A 16,376-nucleotide genomic window follows, 5' to 3' on the forward strand; every position below is an offset into this window, starting at 1 on the left:
AGCGCGGGGAGCAGGCATGGCATCGGGCCAGGCGGTGGCGGTTTTCGGGGCGTACGGGCACACCGGGCGGTTCGTCGTGGCGGAGCTGCGCGACCGCGGCTACGTCCCGGTCCTGTCGGGCCGCGACCCCGGCAAGCTGGCGGCCCTGGCGTCGGCCACCGGCTTCGACGCCCGCCCGGCGACCGCCGCCGACGCCGCGGCGCTCGACGCCGCGCTCGCCGGCACGGCGGCCGTGGTCAACTGCGCCGGGCCCTTCGCCACCACCGCCGCCCCGGTGATCGAGGCGGCGCTGCGCGCCGGGATCCCGTACGTGGACGTGGCCGCCGAGATCGAGGCCAACGCCGACACGTTCGCCCACTTCACCGACCGCGCCCGCGCCGCCGGCGCGGTGATCGTCCCCGCGATGGCCTTCTTCGGCGGCCTCGGCGATCTGCTGACCACCGCGGCGATGGGCGACTGGACGACGGCCGACGAGGCGCACGTCGCGTACGGCCTGAGCGACTGGCACCCCACCGCCGGGACCCGCGCCGCGGGCAGGGTCTCCGGGGCCCGGCGCGGCGGCCGGCACGTCCGCTACACCGGCGGCCGGCTGGAGTACCACGACGACGAACTCCCCGTCCTCGACTGGCCCTTCCCCGCCCCGGCCGGCCCCCGTCCCGTCATCGGCGACTTCACCATGGCCGACGTGGTCACCGTCCCCAGCCACCTCGCCATCCCCGAGGTGCGCACCTACATGGCGACCGACGCGGCCCGCGACCTGTCGTCCCCCGGCACCCCGGCACCGGCGGCGGCCGACGAGAGCGGCCGGTCCGCGCAGACGTTCCTCGTCGACGCCGTCGTACGCGCCCACGGCACCGAACGCCGCGCCACGGCCGGCGGCCGGGACATCTACGCCGTCACCGCCCCGCTCGCGGTGGAGGCGGTGCACCGCATCCTCACCGGGCGGACCAGGACGACGGGCGTGGCCGCGGCCGGCGAGGTCTTCGACGCCCGCGGCTTCCTCGGCGCCCTGGCCGCGCGCGGCACGCTCGACGTGCACCTTCCCGACGCCGAACGCCCCGCAGTACGTTGAGCATCGACGCGACTCACCACCTCGGCGATTCCCAGGGGGCGGTCACCACCGTGGCAGACCACTCGTCCGGCGCGATCGACACGAGCCGCCCGCATTCGGCGCGTATCTGGAACCACCTGCTCGGCGGCACGGACAACTACCCCGCCGACCGGGCGGCGGCGGACGCGATCGTCGCGGCCTTTCCCGGGATGGCCGATGTCACGCGCCGCTCCCGGCAGTTCCTCGGGCGCGCGGTCGGCCACCTGGTGCGCGACGCGGGCATCCGCCAGTTCCTCGACGTCGGCAGCGGGCTGCCCACCGCCGACAACACGCACGAGATCGCCCAGCGGACCGCGCCGGAGTCGCGGATCGTCTACGTCGACAACGACCCGCTGGTCCTCGCCCACGCGCGTGAGCTGCTGACCTCCACCCCCGAGGGCAGGTGCCAGTACATCGACGCGGACGCCCGGGACACCGGCCGGATCCTCGAAGAGGCGGCGCGCACGCTGGACTTCACGCGGCCGGTCGGGCTGATGCTGATGGGCGTCCTGGGATTGGTCGAGGACTACGACGAGGCCCGGTCGGTCGTACGGCGCCTGCTGGCCGCCCTGCCGCCGGGCAGCTACCTGGCCCTCAACGACGGCACGACCACCGACGCGGCGTACGTCGAAGCCCTGCGCCGCCACAACCCGAAGGCCGCGGTCCCCTACACGGCACGCGGCCCGGAACAGATCGAGGGCTACTTCGAGGGCCTGGAACTGCTGGAACCTGGCGTCGTCTCCTGCCCGCGGTGGCGCCCGGAGAGCGCGGCGGAAACGCCGCCGGACGTGGCCGCGTACGGCGGCGTCGCCCGCAAGCCGTAGCACTGGTCGGGGGTTCGAGTCCCACGCGGCCTATCGCCGGAGCCCAGATCCTTGCGCAAATGGCCTGGGCTCTCCCACGTTTTCGGCCGGTTGGCTCTCCGACCGCGGAGAACACGGAAATACTGACGGGCCTGTGCTGGTCGAAATCGCCGTCCACCTCCGCTCGCGCGGAGAGCGCTACCCCTTCGAAGTTCCTCCCGGTCACGGGGACTTTCCCGCCCGGGCCGGTCATGGCGCGGGCGGGAACTGGCAGTTAATTGGTATCTGCGTGGAGAGCGTCGGCGTGCTAATCAAAGGCGTCGATCCCGGCAGGATACCCAGCCGAAAGGGCGCAATGATTCCGCTACAGCGCATCGCCGGTTCCGGACCCCTCGCGAATCCCTATGACGACGTGGCGATGCTCGACCGCCACCAGTCCTGCGGAGGCAGTCACGACGAGCTGATCTACCTCAGTCTGGGCGAGAGCTGGGAGGGGCCGCCGGCGGCGCTGCGCGAGGCGCTGGGCCGGGTGGCGCCGTACGAGCACGGGTACATCCTCACCCCGTACGGCCTGCCCGCGCTCCAGGACGCCTTGCGCACGTACATCCCCGCGACCCACGGCCTCGACCCCCGCGGGCTGCACCGGGACTACGACGTGGCCGTCTCGCAGTCCAGCACCCGGTCGGCGATGTTCGACTTCGGCAGGCTGCTGCGGCTGAAGCGGCCCGAGGGGCGCCCGGTGCTGGTGTGCTCCACCCCCGGGTGGGACTATCCCGGCGTGTACGCCTCCCCGTCGCTGGGCTTCGAGGTGCGTCGATTCACTCTCCCGCCCGAGCACGGGTACCAGCCCGAGGTCGCGGAGGTGGCGGAGATCCTGCGGCGGGCGCGGCGGGACACCGACGGGCCCGTCCTGCTGGCGATCAACGCGCAGCACAACCCGACCGGTGCCGACTGGAGCCCGCAGACGGTCCGGGCCATGATCCGCGCGGCGCTCGCCACCGGTGCCTGCCTGCTGCTGGACGACGCGTATTACGCGGTCCACGCCCCCGGCACCACCCCCACCTCGGCGCCGGCCATCCTGCTGGACGAGCTGGCCGCGCTGCCCGAGGGCGACCGCCCGCTCTGGCTGGGAGTGCGGTCCCTGGGCAAGCAGTTCCGCTGCAACGGCTGGGGCATCGGCGCCGCCACGGCGGCGCCCGCCACGCTGGAGGCACTCGCGCAGTTACTCACCGAGCGGTCCTACGTCACGGCCGTCCCGGCGCAGGCGGCGATGGCGGCATGGCTCGCGGACGACGCCTGCGACGCGTACCTGGAGGCGCAGCGCGCCGCGTACGAGGCGAGACGTCGGCAGAGTGTGCGGCTGCTGGCCGACGTGCTGGGCTACCCTCCGCACGGGTACGTCGCCGGCCGCTGCGGCGCGTACCTGCTGGCCCGTATCCCACCGGCGTTCGACGTCCCCGGAACCGACTTCCGCGAGCTGGTGCTGCGCCGCTGCGGCGTGCTGCTGGGCGAGGCGCACATGAGCAGCCCGGGCACTGCCCGCAACGCCTCCGGCAGCCGTATCCGCGTCTACCTCGGCGGCGGCGCCGCCGACCTGGACGAGGCGATCACCAGGATGGCCAAGGAAGGGCTGATGTGGGACGCATAGGCGTCCCGGCGCCCCTTCCCGGCGGGCCCGGTGCACACGACGACGTGCACACGAAGACGCGCGCACGGTGACGGGCGGGCTGAGACGGCGGGCCGGCACGGTTCAGCGTCTCGACGTCTCTTCGACCAGCAGCGACAGCCACGCCGCCGCCCACTCCTCGGACGAGACGATCGGCCGCAGCATCATGAGAATCCTCGTTACCCCACCGCGCGGCCGATGAGTTTGTGGCTCCCGGCCGGTCAAAGCTTGTGCCCCCCCGGGAAAGGACACCGCCATGTCGGAGCTTCTCGTCGACTTCATCACCTCCCTCGACGGCTGCGCATCGGGAGAGGGGTGGCCCGGGTTCTGGGGCCTGGAGGGCCCGGAGTACCTCGCATGGCTCGGCGAGCAGCCCGAGTCGACCCACCTGATGGGAGCGAATACCTACCGCCAGATGTCGGGCTTCGCCGCCGGCGAGGTCCCGAACGGCCAGGCCGAGTTCAGGCCCGAGGAAGAAGCATCCGTGGACGAGCTCACGCGGGCGTCCAAGGTGGTGTTCTCCTCCTCACTGGAGGAGCCACTGACCTGGGCCAACTCCACGCTCGTCCGTGACGACGCCGTCGAGGCGGTCCGCGCCATGAAGTCGAGTGGCGCGGGGCTCCTCAGCACGATCGGCAGCCTGAGCCTGTGCCGGTCCCTCCTGCGAGCGGGACTCGTCGACCGCTTCCGCGTCGTGATGTTCCCGGTGATCACAGGGGCCACGGGCGCAGAACGCATCTACGACGGCTATCCGGACGTCGCCCTGGAGATGACCGAGCACCGCACCTTCGACGGCCGCATCCAACTGGTCGAGTACAAGCCCCGCGTGCTCGACCACCCGCCGCTCAGCGCCCCTGCGTGATCAGCGAGTAGGGGGTCCTGCGCCACAAGCGGGCAACCGAGGCGTCGAACGTCCCGGAGCGATCCCCTCGCCTCGAAGATCATTCCGTGAGGAGTTCCAAGACTCCCTCCCCGCCCGTCTGCCCGCGTCTCGGGTGTGGTCGCGCGGGGGCCGGGAGCAGCCCGCTGTGCAGATAGGCCAGCACGGCCAGCACCCGCCGGTGGTCGGCGAGATCGGGCTTCAGCTCCAGCTTGGCGAAGATGTTCCGCACATGCGTCTCCACCGTCTTGTCGGAGACGCCCAGACGCTGCGTGATCGCCTCGTTGGAGCGCCCCTCGGCCATCAACGCCAGCACCTGCTGCTCCCGCCGCGTCAACTGCCGTACCACCCCCGCCGGGCCCCGCCGCCCCGGCGTCGCGTCGTGGAGGTCGCCGTCCCGGCCCGCCATGGCGTTCCCGGCGGGGCCGAGCCGGCTCAGCGCGGGGGCGATGGGATAGACCAGCACCGGGGGCAGGCTGGGATCCCGCAGGCATATGGGGCGCTTCCGGCAGAACATCGACGGCACGACCAGCAGGCCACGCCCGTCCAGATACACGTCCCGGTCGTACCCGCCGTACGGCACCGTGAGCGTCCGCCCCTGCCACCGCATGGCCGGAAGCAGGGTGCCCAGCAGCCGGCCCAGGCCGTACTCGACCAGCATGTGCGCCCGAGCGGCCCGATCGAAGGCGGCCTGATGGCACAGCTCCCGCCAGAACGGCGCGACGGCACGGGTGTGGTAGTCCCGTAACGCGTGCCCGAGCCGTTCGAGTGACGTACCACGGCCTTCCGCCAGGGAGCGCAACCAGGGGGTGGGGCGCCGCTCGGCCATCAGCACCGCGGTGTCCCCGCGGAGCCGGTGCCGCGGGGTGGACAGGATGGCCTCCAACCCCGCCTCGAATCCCTCGTCACCCACGCCGGCGGGAGTGAGGAAGTCCGCGGAATACCCTCTGTGCGGCGCCAGTTCGTGCAGCAGCGCCGTGCTGGGAGCCACCTGCGTGCGCACCATGTCCCGCCATTGCCGAAGCGGCCCCACGTCCTCCGGCTGCTGAACGACATGCAGACTCAGCAGCGTCTCCCACATCGGGTCCGGCCCAGCGGCCAGCCGTGTTCTGGCCAGATCATCGCCGGAGAAGTGAATACGCAGCAATTTGAGCCCCCGTAGTACTCCACGTCCACGTTCGAACCGTTACGCGAACCAGGTCGCCGTTGGCTGACATGCTGGCGTTGGCCGTACGTGGACGGAAGGTGATTCCGCCAGACCCGAATGTCCGGTGGCGAAGACCGTCGAGGTCTGCGCCGCACGGCATCCATCCCGGCCGGTTCCACCGGTGGCTCCGGTGGTCCGCTCATGCCTTCGATCGGGTGAGGCGCAGGGGCATCCGCATGCCCCGCCCGACGTGCCATTCGACCGCGGCGGGCGGGACGAGGCCGGCCGGCTGCTCGACCAGGGCGGTGAGCACGGCCCGCATGAGGTGCCGGGTGAGGCCGGCGCCCAGGCACGCGTACCGTCCGCGGGCGAAGGCGACGTGCGGGGGCGTGCCGCGGTCCATGCGGAACCGCAGCGGGTCGGGGAACCGGCGCGGGTCGCGGTTCGCCGCGACCAGCAGCAGCACGACGCGCTGGCCGGCCGGGATGAGCCGGCCCGCGAACGACATGTCGCGCAGTGTGCGGCGAGGGGCGAAGTGGAACGGCGACGCCAGCCGGATCGACTCGGCGATGAAGGTGTCGGGGGCGTCCTCGAACGCGGCCTTCACGGCCGTGTCGTCGGCCAGCACCTCGATCGCCATGGCGAGTGAGCTGATGGTCGGCTGGAGGAAGCCGGTGACCAACTGCCCGTAGACGGCCACCACCTCGGAGCGGTCCAGTACGCCCTCCCGCAGCGAGCGCCGCATCGAGGAGCTGAGCACGCTGTTCCCGGCCGCGCAGGTGCGCATCACGAAGTCGCCGAACTCGCGGAGCGCGACCGTCGCCTCGGTCACCACCTCGTGGTCGTACGCGGTCTGCCCGGCGAACGCGATCAGGCGCGCCGACCATTCCGTCACCCGGGTCACGTCGGCCGGGCTGATGCCGAGAAAGGCGGCGAGAGCGGCCACACAGGCCGGCTGGATCACCGCCTCGACGATGTCGTCGCTGCACCAGTCGGCCGGCTCGGCGCTCTTCAGACTGGACCGCGCCACGCCGGTGACCCGCTGGGTCTCCGCGGGGGCGAAGCACGGCAGGATGAGGCGGTGCAGCGTGGTGTGCCGGGGTACGTCGGTGAACACCGGCCACTTCGAGACGGAGTCCATGACCGGTGCGCACAACTCTCGCTGGGCCGGCGTCATCCGCTCGATGTGGGCCTGGGCGGACCTGGCGCCGAGCCGGTCGTCGACCAGGAGCTCCCACACGTCGTCGAACCGGGTGATGTACCACGACCGGGTTTCCCCGTCCCAGTGCACCCGTTCCGCCTCCCGGATCTCGTCGTACCAGCTCAGATGGTCGGTCATGGGAGATCCCTCCGCGTTGGATCGGTGCCGCCCCGGGCACGCGCGTTGATGGTGAAGTCTCAGTAGAACCGGCCCTCGTCGCTGACGAACACGACGTCCCCCATGGCCGGGCAGGTCGCGCAGCGGGCCCGCCGAGCGGGGACCACCGTCCCGAACACGGCGAGGCTCTCCGCGCACGCGGGGCAGGCGGCGCGCACGTTGCCACCTGCGTCGAGGCTGCTGCGGAGCGTGGCGCGGCCGGCGCACAGCAGCCGGCCGTCGTGCCGCGCCAGGTCGCCGCACACGTCGTCCGGGCCCGGCAGCTCCGCCAGCGGGGTACGGGTCAGCGGATGCCGGACGGCCCGGATCACCTCGCCGGAACGGTGCCGGTCCAGCCCGACGACCAGGGGCACCCCCAGCGCGTGCCAGCCACGTTCGGTCCGGTCCCGCCTGGAGCGGGTCGGCGCGACCGGACCGGTGCGGACGCGGATGCCCCGCTCGCCGAGCGCGTCGAGCCAGCGCGCGGCCGGCGCCGGCTCGGTCCGCGGACCGCGGATCACCGAGAGCTGGACCGGCGCCAACGCGGCGGGCAGCACCAGGCCGCGGCTGTCGCGGTGCAGCATCGCCACGGTCGCCAGCACCTTGCCGGTGAGACCGACGTCGACGATGTCCTGCTCCTCGCCGAGCGCGTGGCGAAGGCCGTCGGCCAGGAGGTAGAGCGTGGCGAGCACCGTGGGCCTGCCGTTGGGCAGCGCGCTGATGACGAGGTAGGTCACCCGTCCGTAGTCGGCGAGGGCCGGGGTCCGCACGGTGAGCGCCGGGAGGCCGGCGAGAGCGAGCAGCCGCTCCACCACCACCCGGTAGAAGTCCAGGGTCTCCACGGCACGGTCGGGCCGGACGCGCTGGGTGAGCTGGACGGCCGGCCAGATGAACCGGTCCCGGAACAGCGGCGGCGTCCGCCCGTCGAAGCGGCGCAGCAACCCGCCCACCGCGATGTACGGCACGTCCGTGCCGGCCGTCCGCATCCGCTCCAGCGTGGTCACCAGGTTGTCCGGCCGCAGCAGCGACTCGTGGTGGATCCCGAGGTCGGCGGCGACCTCGTAGACGTTGGCGTAGCCGCCGAAGACCTCCCGGTACGCGGGCCCGTCGGCAAGGAAGCCGTGCTCCAGCACGGTGGCCGGATGCCGTTCGCCGACCAGCGAGACGAACGCGTCGACCAGCAGCCGTACCGACTCCAGCCCGGCGTCGGACCAGACGACCATTCCCTTGATCCGCGGCGGCCCCATGATGAACCGGGCCCGCTCCAGCGCCCGCACGTAGCCCTGGTCAGTCATCGTCGGCTCCGGCGGCTCCGGCGGCTCCGGCGGCTCCGGCGGCTCCGTCGGCTTTGTCGGCGCCGTCGAGCACCGCGGCCACGCGGACGCAGCCGTCCGCCCCGGTGTCGCTGAGCCAGCGGTGGGCGAGCGGGCGCACCCCGGCCACCTCGTCGGGCAGGTGCCCGGACGTGCGGGGCCATGCCTGCACGAGCAGCAACTCCGCCACCTCCGCCCGGCCCACCAGGCCCCAGCCGAGCGAGTACCACAGCCGGCCCTGCCGCAGCCACCGCTTGCTGACCAGGTCGAACTGCACGCCGAAGGAGCGCAGGTACCAGTTGGCCGGCCCGGGGTGCACCGGCACGGTCAGGTCGTAGCGCAGGCCGCAGGCGTTGTTCACGGGCACCGCCGGCAGGTCGAGGAGGCGGCGGTAGCCGGCGGTGTCCAGTGCCGCCGCCACCCGCCCGGCCCGGCCGCTACCGAACAGCACGGTCCATCACCTCGAAGGCCGAGCTGCCGGAGTCGAGCCGGGCCCGGACCCCGATCGGCAACGTGAGCATCGGATCGGTGTGGCCGATGTCGACCCCGGCAAGGACCGGGAACCCGCGGCCCGCGTACCGCTCGGCGACCAGCGCCCGGAGGTCGCGCTCGAACTCCTCCCCCCTCCGGAAGGACCGCCCGACCACCATCCCGGCCAGCCCGGTGGTCCCGCCGGCGGCGTCGAGCTGGCACAGCCCCCGGTCGATCACGGCGATGGACTCGGCGCAGCTCTCCCAGAACAGCACCGCGCCGCGCAGGCAGGGGGCGTAGGGCGTACCGAGCAACGCGCACAGGGTGTCGAGATTGCCGCCGACGAGGCGGCCGGTGCCCGTTCCGCCGGTGAGCCACCGCCAGCCGGGGTGCTCCCGCATCCGGCGGGGCCGCACGTCCTCGGAGTCCCAGCGCAGCGACTCCTCCGTCCAGTCCGGTGGCGCGGTCAGCCCGCCGGGCGGGTCCGGCCGGCACAGGGTGCCGAGCAGCGACGCCTCGGTGTAGGGCAGCGGCGCCGGGTACTCGGCGAGTTCGGGCATGAGCGTCGGCCCGTGGAAGGTGACCACGTTGCTGCACACGTACGCCGCCAGCAGCAGCGCCGTCACGTCGCTGTACCCCAGCAGGACGCGCGGCCGGTCGGCCAGCGCCGCGAAGTCCAGATACGGCAGCACGCCGTTGGCGTTGTATCCGCCGATGGCGGTGACGATCCCGCGCACGTCCGGGTCGCGCAGCGCCGTGTTCAGCTCCTCGGCCCGTTCCCGGGCCGAGCCCGCGGCGTACCCCGTGGCGTGCGCCTGCCCGCCGACGCGGACGTCGAAGCCCGCCCGCTCCAGCCACCGCACTCCGCGGGCGAAGCGCTCGGCGGCGATCGGCGCGCCGGGGCCCGAGGGCGTACACACGACGAGGGTGTCGCCCGGGGCGAGCCGCGGCGGCAGCGCGGGCACGCCCGCGCAGCCGGCGCACCGGTGGTTCTCACTGGTCACCGGGGTGCTCATGACCTGCGCAGCACCCATGTCTCCCGCATGCTGTCCGCCCCCGGCTCGCCGTCGCCGTAGTCGTCGCGTACGTCGGCCACGCGCAACCCCGCCGCCGCGGCCGCCGCCTCGATCTCCGCGTGGGCGAACCAGCGCTGCACATGCCGCTCGTCCTGGCGGGTGAAGGCACCGTCCTCGCGCCGCTGGAACAGCGTGATCTCGAAGGTCGTCCGACGCGTGGCGCGGTCGTGGCGGTTCCGCCAGACGTACGCGAAGTCCCCGAGGTCGTCGCCGTAGTGGCTGTCGCCGAACACGTTCTCCAGCTTGTGCCGGGTGTTGACGTCGAAGACGAGCACCCCGCCGAGGCGGAGCGCACGCGCGGTGCCCGTCAGGGCGGACTCCAGATCACCGTCGTCCACCAGGTAGTTGAGGCTGTCGAAGGTGCAGACGGCGGCGTCGTAGCTCCGGGGCAGCGACATCCGCCGCAGATCGGCCCGGAGCAGCGGGGTGTCCGGGCCCAGGCGCCGGGCCGCCTGCGCCAGCATGGCAGGGGACCGGTCCACGCCGGTCACCAGGCAGCCCCGCTCCCGCAGCAGCAGCGAGAGCCTGCCGGTGCCGCAGCACAGGTCCAGCACCTGCGGGGGTGCGTCGAGCGCGGGCAACCGGGCGGCGACGAACTCCGCCCAGCGCTCGTAGTGGTCGCCCGCGGTCCAGCGGTCGTAGACGGGGGCGAGCATGTCGTACGGGACCGCCGCGGTCTGCTGTCCCATCAGCTCTCCAGGCGCTCGGCGAAGAGCATGAGGTTGGTGCCGCGCTCGGCCCATTCCGGTTGCTCGGAGGCGGCAAGCTCAAGGCGGAGGGCCGTGTCGAAGTACTCCGGGTCCTCCAGCCGGCGCGAGATGTCGCTGATCTCGGTGTACGGGTAACCGAAGTCCTCCGGACCCGGCTGCACCACCGCCGTCACACCGAAGACGCCGCGGACGGCGAATCCGGCGTCGGCGGCCAGCTCCCTCAGGTCCTGCGCCGAGAAGACGCGGAGCCGCGGCACGTGGCCGGACCACTTGACGGTGCGGGTGTCGAGGAGTTCGGCCAGCTCCCGCGCCGGGGCCCCGTCCCGGTTCGCCTTCGACGCCAGGGCGTTGGACAGCGAGTGGCTCATCAGCAGAGCACGCCCGCCCGGCCTCAGTACCCGGTGCAGGGTGCGGAACACCGCGGCCGGGTCCTCCAGGAAGCTCAGCACCCCGTACGTGCTGACGATGCCGTCGAACGCCTCGTCCTCCAGCTCCGGCGCGTCGTGCAGGTCGCACTGTACGAGCCGGGGTTCGCGGCGCGGCGCCGCCGCCTTGACGAGCCGCTCCGCCGTGGCGAGCATGTGCGACGACTTGTCCGCGACGGTCACGTCCACGTCGAGGGCCTGGGAGTACCACAGCCCCCACCGCCCGGTGCCGCCGCCGGCGTCGAGCAGCCGGGCCCCGGGCGTCAGGCCCAGATGGCGCCGTACCAGCTCCTTGATCAGCTCGTCCGAGAGCCGCCAGTACGCGGCCTCGTAGAACCCCTCCACGTTGCGGGCATAGGGCTGGAAGAAGGTCTCGAACTCGGAATTCGACATCAGCGGCATGGCAACCTCGTTCGCTGTGGTCCGGTGGGCTGTGTTCGGTTCGGTACTCGCGGCGCGGCACCGGCGCTAGGGGACGATGTTGCGGCCGTTCTCCCGCGGGAAGACCTGGAAGTCGCGGATGTCGTCGGCACGGAGCAGCCACATGAAGTAGCGCTCGACGCCCATCCCGAACCCGGCTGTCCGCAGGGGCGCCGAGTCCTTCATCGCGACGTACCACTCGTAGCTGTCCACCGGCACGTCGTGCGTCTTCAGCGCCCGGCGCACCTCGTCCCCGGTGACATGCCGCTCTCCGGCGCCCACCACCTCACCCGGACCGAACAGCAGGTCCCCGCTGAGCGCGCGACCGCTGTCGTCCACGGCCTGGTAGAACGGCACCGCGAGGTGGTCCCAATGGGTCACCCAGACGAACGGCCCCACCCGGTCGAGCAGGCGCCGCTCTCCCGCCCGGGTCAGCGACCGCCACCGGCCCATGTCGTCGGCATGGACGCCGTCGGGCTCCGGCACCACCGACACCGCTTCGTCGAACGTGAGGCGGGCGAAGGCGGACGACCGGCCGATCAGGTCCTCGATGTGCGACACGTCCCCGGCCATGCGCGCCAGCAGGCCGGCGTGGTGGGTGTGCAGCCATCCGGTGAGGTAGCGGACGTACTCCTCCACGACCGCGATGACGTCGTCGAGCCGGCCCGGTATCTCCGCCTCGCTGTGCTGGAACTGGCACAGGTGCGTGGCGTCGGCCGCCTCACCGCGGAACGAGGGCATCAGGTAGTACGCTCCCGGCTCGCTGAGCCGGCACAGGTACTCCAGCGCGAACTGCATGGAGTCGGCGAGAAAGGTCGGCACCCCGTGCAGGTCCACCTCGACGGGCGAGGAGTCGCTGCCCAGGCCCATGGGCGAGGAGATGGACCCCGTGGTGACCGGGGCGTGCGCCCACTTCGCCCCGCGCTCCTGCCAGAAATGGAGGGTGGCGACGGTGAACGAATGCTGCAACTCGACCAGCCCGCGATACCACTCGCTGGTCATCGCGGCGACGAAGTGAGAATCCGGCTGCCGCCAGGATCGAGTAGGAACAATGCGCCCAGCAGCCATAGACACTTCCCTATCTGGATCAGACGCACGAACATCCTTGACCGGCAGCCGGGACAACCCCTTCCGGGATGCCTCCGGCTCGTGCGCCGGTGAGCGATTCGGCAGGACAGTAGCCATGCTCTCGGCGGTCTGACTACCGCAGGACCTGCGATTTCAGGGTCACCCCGTAACCGTTGTCCCTGCGGCGGGAGTCACGTCAGGGGTGCCCCCGAGGCCGCATCGAATGCACGCTCTGCCCCGGGGAGAGCGGTGGTACGTTTCCGCGACCCGTCCGGAGTGATGACCCGCTCGCGATGACGGGACGGGCGTGACCACGGGGCCAGCGCCCGTGTTCCGAACGCCCTCCGAACCGCCTTGCGGTCCGTCCCCGCGCGGCGCCGGCGCATGCGCAAGGACATACGGAAAGGATCGGTAATCAGCGCGATGGGTGTGCTTCTGGTAAATCCGCCCTCCCTGTCCGGACTGGAGGGCCGGGGACTCGGCGGGACGATGTCGTACTTCGAATACGAGCTGAGCTTCACCGACGAGCACTGGTACAAGTCCTACCCGGGCGAGCATCTCGGCCTCATGGCACTGGTCGCCGTGCTGCGCGGTGCCGGTATCCCGGTGCGCAGTGTGAACGGCCAGACCGAATGCCACCGCTTCGTCGACCAGACCTGGCAGGCGATGCTGGCCGCGGGCCGGGAGATCGATGTCGACTTGATCGGGTTCTCCGGCCCCTGCCAGGTCTTCGAGGAGAACGTCGACCTCGCCCGGAGGGCCCGGCGGCAGTGGCCGCACGCCAAGATCGTTCTCGGCCATCAGTTCGCCACCCTCAACTACCACCGCATCCTCTCCGACTATCCGGAGTTCGACATCGTCGCGATCGGCGAGGGTGAGGCGACGATCGTGCCTCTCACCGCGGCGACGGGAGCGGACTCGCTCGCTGCCATCCCCGGCATCGCCTGGCGGGACGACGGCGGGAAGGTGCGGATGCGGCCCCCGCCCGTCGAACCGCTGGACCTGGACACCCTGCCCCCGATCGCCCGCGACGAGTTGCCCGACGTGATGCGCATCGGTGTCAGCCCCACCGTCTACACCACCCGCGGCTGCCCGTACCGGTGCTCCTACTGCACGACCGGGCAGACGGCCGGGCTGCTGCACAAGAAACTGGGCTACCGGGAACGCTCGGTCGACCTGGTGGTCGACGAGATCGAGCAGCTCATCGCCGACTACCGGATCCCCCACCTGACCCTCGTGGACGACCTGTTCGTGGCGAAGACGCCCGAGTCCTACGAGCGGGCCGTCCGGTTCGCCCGGACGCTGCGGGAGCGGAAGGTGCACATCCCGTTCATGCTGGACTGCCGGCTCGACTCGGCGGACGCGGACGTGTTCCGGGAGCTGGCCGAGGCGGGGCTGTACCGGGTGTTCATCGGTATCGAGACGGGCAGCGGCGAGCAACTCACCTTCTACAACAAGCGCTACGGGGAGCGCTACGACGTGGAGTACGTGCGGCGCCGGGTCGGCGGGTTGCAGGAGCTGGGCATCGAGGTCATCCCCGGAATCCTGACCTACCACCCGGCGACCACCGCGGAGGAACTGCGGGAGACGCTGAACGTGATCGACGCGTGCGGGTACGAAAGCTCCTGGCAGTTCCTGTGCGAGGTCTTCGCGCACCCGGGGACCACGCTGTGGAAGCAGTACCAGCGGGCCGGGTGGCTGGCCGAGGAGTGGCCGGTGCCCGCCTGGGAGCTGCGGGACCCCCGCGCCCGGCAGGTCCGCGACGCCGTACTCGAAGCACTCGACGCGGGCGGCGGCCACGTCGAGGCCCGGGCGGCCTTCGCCGCGGCGCTGGCCGCCCACGACTGAGCCGCCCACGACCGAAGGGGCACGCTGTGCCGGAATCGTCAGGAGGTAACGCGGTGGACCTGGTGGAAGCGGGGGAAGCGGTGGGTTCGGTGGACGCGGGACCTTCCCGGATCGTCGTGGTGCTGGACTTCGACGGCGTCCTGCACTCCTACACCTCGGGCTGGACCGGACCCGAACCCCGTGATGCCCCCGAGCCGGGCGCCCGGCAGTTCGTCGAATGGCTGCTGGGGCAGGGAGTGGAGGCGGTGGTCGTCTCCGCGCGGGCCGGAACCGAGGCCGGCGCCGCGGCCATCCGCGGCTGGCTGGCCGAGCACGGATTCCCCCCGCTGCGCGTGACCGGCCGCAAGGTGCCTGCCGCAGCCTATGTCGACGACCGGGCCGTGCCGTACGGCGACGGACGGTGGGACGCGTGCCGGGCCGGGGTGGCCCGGCTCGTGGCGCGGCCGTGACCGCCGGATCGGAGCGTGTGGCGACGGTGGACGCCATGGTCACGTCAGCGCTGTCCGACCCCCTCCGGGAACGGCTGCGCCGCGACGGCTACCTCTACCTTCCCGGACTCCTGGATCCGGCCGAGGTCCGGTCGGTCGACGCGGACGTCCGGCGGGCGCTGCACGCGCTCGGCTGGCTCGCCGAGCCGACGGGGCACACGGTCGCCGGGCCCGTACCGTCCGACCGCTTGCGGCCGGCCTTCCGCGAGGCGTACGACTCTCTCCAGGGAATCGAGGGCCTGCACCGCCTCGCCCATGCACCGGCCGTCCACGAGGTGATCGAAGGGCTGCTGGAGGAGGAGGTGTTCTGCCACCCGGCCAAGGTCGCCCGGGTCGCGCTGCCCACCGGCCCCGGCGAGGGTTACAGCACCGGGGCGCACCAGGACTTCGTCAAGCTCCACGTGGCCTCGGACGTGCTGACCGTGTGGATCCCCCTGACCCCGTGCACGCCGCGGCGCCAGGGGCTGCGCGTCCTCACGGGCTCCCACCGCGGCGGTTTCCTGCCCGTCGAACCCGCGCTCGCCCGCTCGCTGCCGGTCTACCTGCCGGTCGACCCGGCGGATCCCCGCTGGCGGACCGCCGACTACGCGCTCGGCGACGCGGTGATCTTCCACAGCCTCACGGTGCACGGCGGGGGACCGAACACCACCGACCAGGTCCGGCTCTCCGTCGATGTGCGGTACCAGCGCCGCACCGACCCGATGCGCAGCGAGTACGCCCATCCGCACGGCCGGCCCCGGGTGCCGGACTGGCCCGAGTTGTGCCGCGACTGGTCCACCGACGCCTGGGTCCGGATGCCCGCGGACGTACCGACCGTGCCGGCGCCGGCAGATGTCTCCTACGCGGACTATCTGAGCACCCTCGTCGCCCCGCCGTCACGGCTGCTCGGATACTGATCGGCGGTCGGCGCAGCGCTGTGAATGCCACCGCACTGGTCGTCGGGGGGAACCGCGGCATCGGCCGCGAGGTGTCGCTGCTGCTGGCCCGGGCCGGGTGGGACGTCTCCGCGGCCAGTGCGACCGGCGCCCGGGAGGTCGCCGAGGTCGCCCGGGCGGCGGGCCTGCGCGTCACCCCGGCGGCGGCCGACGTCCGCGACGACGGGTCCGTCCAGCGGCTCCGGGGGTGGTGGAACGCCCGGTGCACCGGCCTGGACGCGCTCGTGGTGACGGCGGGCACCGCGATCACCGGGCCGATGGACGTCATCCGCCCCGCGGACATCATGGCCATGATGGACGAACACGTGGCCGGGGCCTACCGGATGGTGCGCGCGTTCCGGGAGCCCCTCGCCCTGCGCCGCGGGCACGTCGTGTTCGTACTGTCCCGGATGGGACGGCGCCCCGGCCGGTACGGCCTGGCCTACGGCACCGCCAAGGCCGCGCTCGCCCATCTGGCCGGCTGCCTGGCCGAGGAACTCGCCGACGCGGCGATCCGCGTCAACTGCGTCAGCCCGGGGTCGGTCGACACCGACATGCTCCGGGCCGCCCTTCCCGAGCGGGCGGCGTCGGCGATGCCGCCGGACGCCGTGGCCGACGTCATCGCCGAGCTGCTCGGGCCGCGGTTCCGCCACGTGAACGGCGCCGTCATCGACGTACCGGGCCGGTGAGGCGCACCGGA

Annotated in this window: 16 protein-coding genes; 8 read left to right on the forward strand and 8 right to left on the reverse strand. The window is 72.4% G+C overall.

Going from position 1 to position 16,376, the window contains the following annotated elements:
* Nucleotides 1-16 precede the first annotated feature (16 nt).
* The 4 genes from QBL21_RS07370 (at nucleotide 17) to QBL21_RS07385 (ending at nucleotide 4,421) form a co-directional block, all read left to right on the forward strand.
* Nucleotides 17-1,072 (forward strand): saccharopine dehydrogenase NADP-binding domain-containing protein, encoded by a 1,056-nt coding sequence (locus QBL21_RS07370; protein ID WP_407561188.1) that lies wholly within the window; start codon nucleotides 17-19, stop codon nucleotides 1,070-1,072.
* A gap of 50 nt (nucleotides 1,073-1,122) precedes the next feature.
* The gene (locus QBL21_RS07375; protein ID WP_407561189.1) at nucleotides 1,123-1,914 is read left to right on the forward strand and encodes an SAM-dependent methyltransferase; all 792 of its coding nucleotides are present in this window, start codon (nucleotides 1,123-1,125) and stop codon (nucleotides 1,912-1,914) included.
* A gap of 397 nt (nucleotides 1,915-2,311) precedes the next feature.
* Nucleotides 2,312-3,541, forward strand: a complete 1,230-nt coding sequence (locus QBL21_RS07380; protein ID WP_407566335.1) for a pyridoxal phosphate-dependent aminotransferase — start codon at nucleotides 2,312-2,314, stop codon at nucleotides 3,539-3,541.
* A 274-nt stretch (nucleotides 3,542-3,815) separates the two neighbouring features.
* Nucleotides 3,816-4,421 (forward strand): dihydrofolate reductase family protein, encoded by a 606-nt coding sequence (locus tag QBL21_RS07385; RefSeq protein WP_407561190.1) that lies wholly within the window; start codon nucleotides 3,816-3,818, stop codon nucleotides 4,419-4,421.
* A gap of 79 nt (nucleotides 4,422-4,500) precedes the next feature.
* Here QBL21_RS07385 and QBL21_RS07390 read toward each other — a convergent pair whose 3' ends face one another.
* The 8 genes from QBL21_RS07390 to QBL21_RS07425 form a co-directional block, all read right to left on the reverse strand.
* The gene (locus tag QBL21_RS07390) at nucleotides 4,501-5,430 is read right to left on the reverse strand and encodes a response regulator transcription factor (RefSeq protein WP_407561191.1); all 930 of its coding nucleotides are present in this window, start codon (nucleotides 5,428-5,430) and stop codon (nucleotides 4,501-4,503) included.
* 355 nt (nucleotides 5,431-5,785) lie between these two features.
* Entirely contained in the window at nucleotides 5,786-6,925 is a 1,140-nt protein-coding gene (locus tag QBL21_RS07395; RefSeq protein WP_407561192.1) for a cytochrome P450, read from the reverse strand.
* A 59-nt stretch (nucleotides 6,926-6,984) separates the two neighbouring features.
* Nucleotides 6,985-8,238 (reverse strand): hypothetical protein, encoded by a 1,254-nt coding sequence (locus QBL21_RS07400; protein WP_407561193.1) that lies wholly within the window; start codon nucleotides 8,236-8,238, stop codon nucleotides 6,985-6,987.
* Nucleotides 8,231-8,707 (reverse strand): hypothetical protein, encoded by a 477-nt coding sequence (locus QBL21_RS07405; RefSeq protein WP_407561194.1) that lies wholly within the window; start codon nucleotides 8,705-8,707, stop codon nucleotides 8,231-8,233. The genes QBL21_RS07400 and QBL21_RS07405 overlap by 8 nt, the downstream gene beginning before the upstream one ends.
* Nucleotides 8,694-9,731, reverse strand: coding sequence for an LD-carboxypeptidase (locus tag QBL21_RS07410; protein ID WP_407561195.1), 1,038 nt, complete (start codon nucleotides 9,729-9,731; stop codon nucleotides 8,694-8,696). The genes QBL21_RS07405 and QBL21_RS07410 overlap by 14 nt, the downstream gene beginning before the upstream one ends.
* An 8-nt stretch (nucleotides 9,732-9,739) precedes the next feature.
* Nucleotides 9,740-10,492 carry a class I SAM-dependent DNA methyltransferase gene (locus QBL21_RS07415; RefSeq protein ID WP_407561196.1) on the reverse strand — a complete coding sequence of 251 codons (753 nt, stop codon included), beginning with the start codon at nucleotides 10,490-10,492 and terminating at the stop codon, nucleotides 9,740-9,742.
* A complete protein-coding gene (locus QBL21_RS07420) occupies nucleotides 10,492-11,331 on the reverse strand; it encodes a class I SAM-dependent methyltransferase (protein ID WP_407561197.1) in 840 nt (279 codons plus the stop codon). The genes QBL21_RS07415 and QBL21_RS07420 overlap by 1 nt, the downstream gene beginning before the upstream one ends.
* Before the next feature lie 75 nt (nucleotides 11,332-11,406).
* Complete coding sequence (locus QBL21_RS07425; protein ID WP_407561198.1) at nucleotides 11,407-12,360, reverse strand: amino acid--tRNA ligase-related protein; 954 nt, start codon at nucleotides 12,358-12,360, stop codon at nucleotides 11,407-11,409.
* Between the two features lie 489 nt (nucleotides 12,361-12,849).
* Between QBL21_RS07425 and QBL21_RS07430 the strand changes: the two genes are divergently transcribed.
* The 4 genes from QBL21_RS07430 to QBL21_RS07445 are packed head-to-tail and all read left to right on the forward strand — an operon-like array spanning nucleotide 12,850 to nucleotide 16,365.
* Nucleotides 12,850-14,274 carry a B12-binding domain-containing radical SAM protein gene (locus QBL21_RS07430; RefSeq protein ID WP_407561199.1) on the forward strand — a complete coding sequence of 475 codons (1,425 nt, stop codon included), beginning with the start codon at nucleotides 12,850-12,852 and terminating at the stop codon, nucleotides 14,272-14,274.
* Nucleotides 14,275-14,327: 53 nt separating this feature from the next.
* Nucleotides 14,328-14,723, forward strand: a complete 396-nt coding sequence (locus tag QBL21_RS07435) for a hypothetical protein (RefSeq protein ID WP_407561200.1) — start codon at nucleotides 14,328-14,330, stop codon at nucleotides 14,721-14,723.
* Between the two features lie 35 nt (nucleotides 14,724-14,758).
* Nucleotides 14,759-15,658 (forward strand): phytanoyl-CoA dioxygenase family protein, encoded by a 900-nt coding sequence (locus QBL21_RS07440; protein WP_407561201.1) that lies wholly within the window; start codon nucleotides 14,759-14,761, stop codon nucleotides 15,656-15,658.
* A gap of 20 nt (nucleotides 15,659-15,678) precedes the next feature.
* On the forward strand, nucleotides 15,679-16,365 hold the full coding sequence (locus tag QBL21_RS07445) for an SDR family NAD(P)-dependent oxidoreductase (RefSeq protein WP_407561202.1): 687 nt from the start codon (nucleotides 15,679-15,681) through the stop codon (nucleotides 16,363-16,365).
* The last annotated feature ends 11 nt before the right edge of the window (nucleotides 16,366-16,376 follow it).

The organism is Streptomyces sp. 184 (genome assembly GCF_045781775.1).
GTDB lineage: Bacteria > Actinomycetota > Actinomycetes > Streptomycetales > Streptomycetaceae > Streptomyces.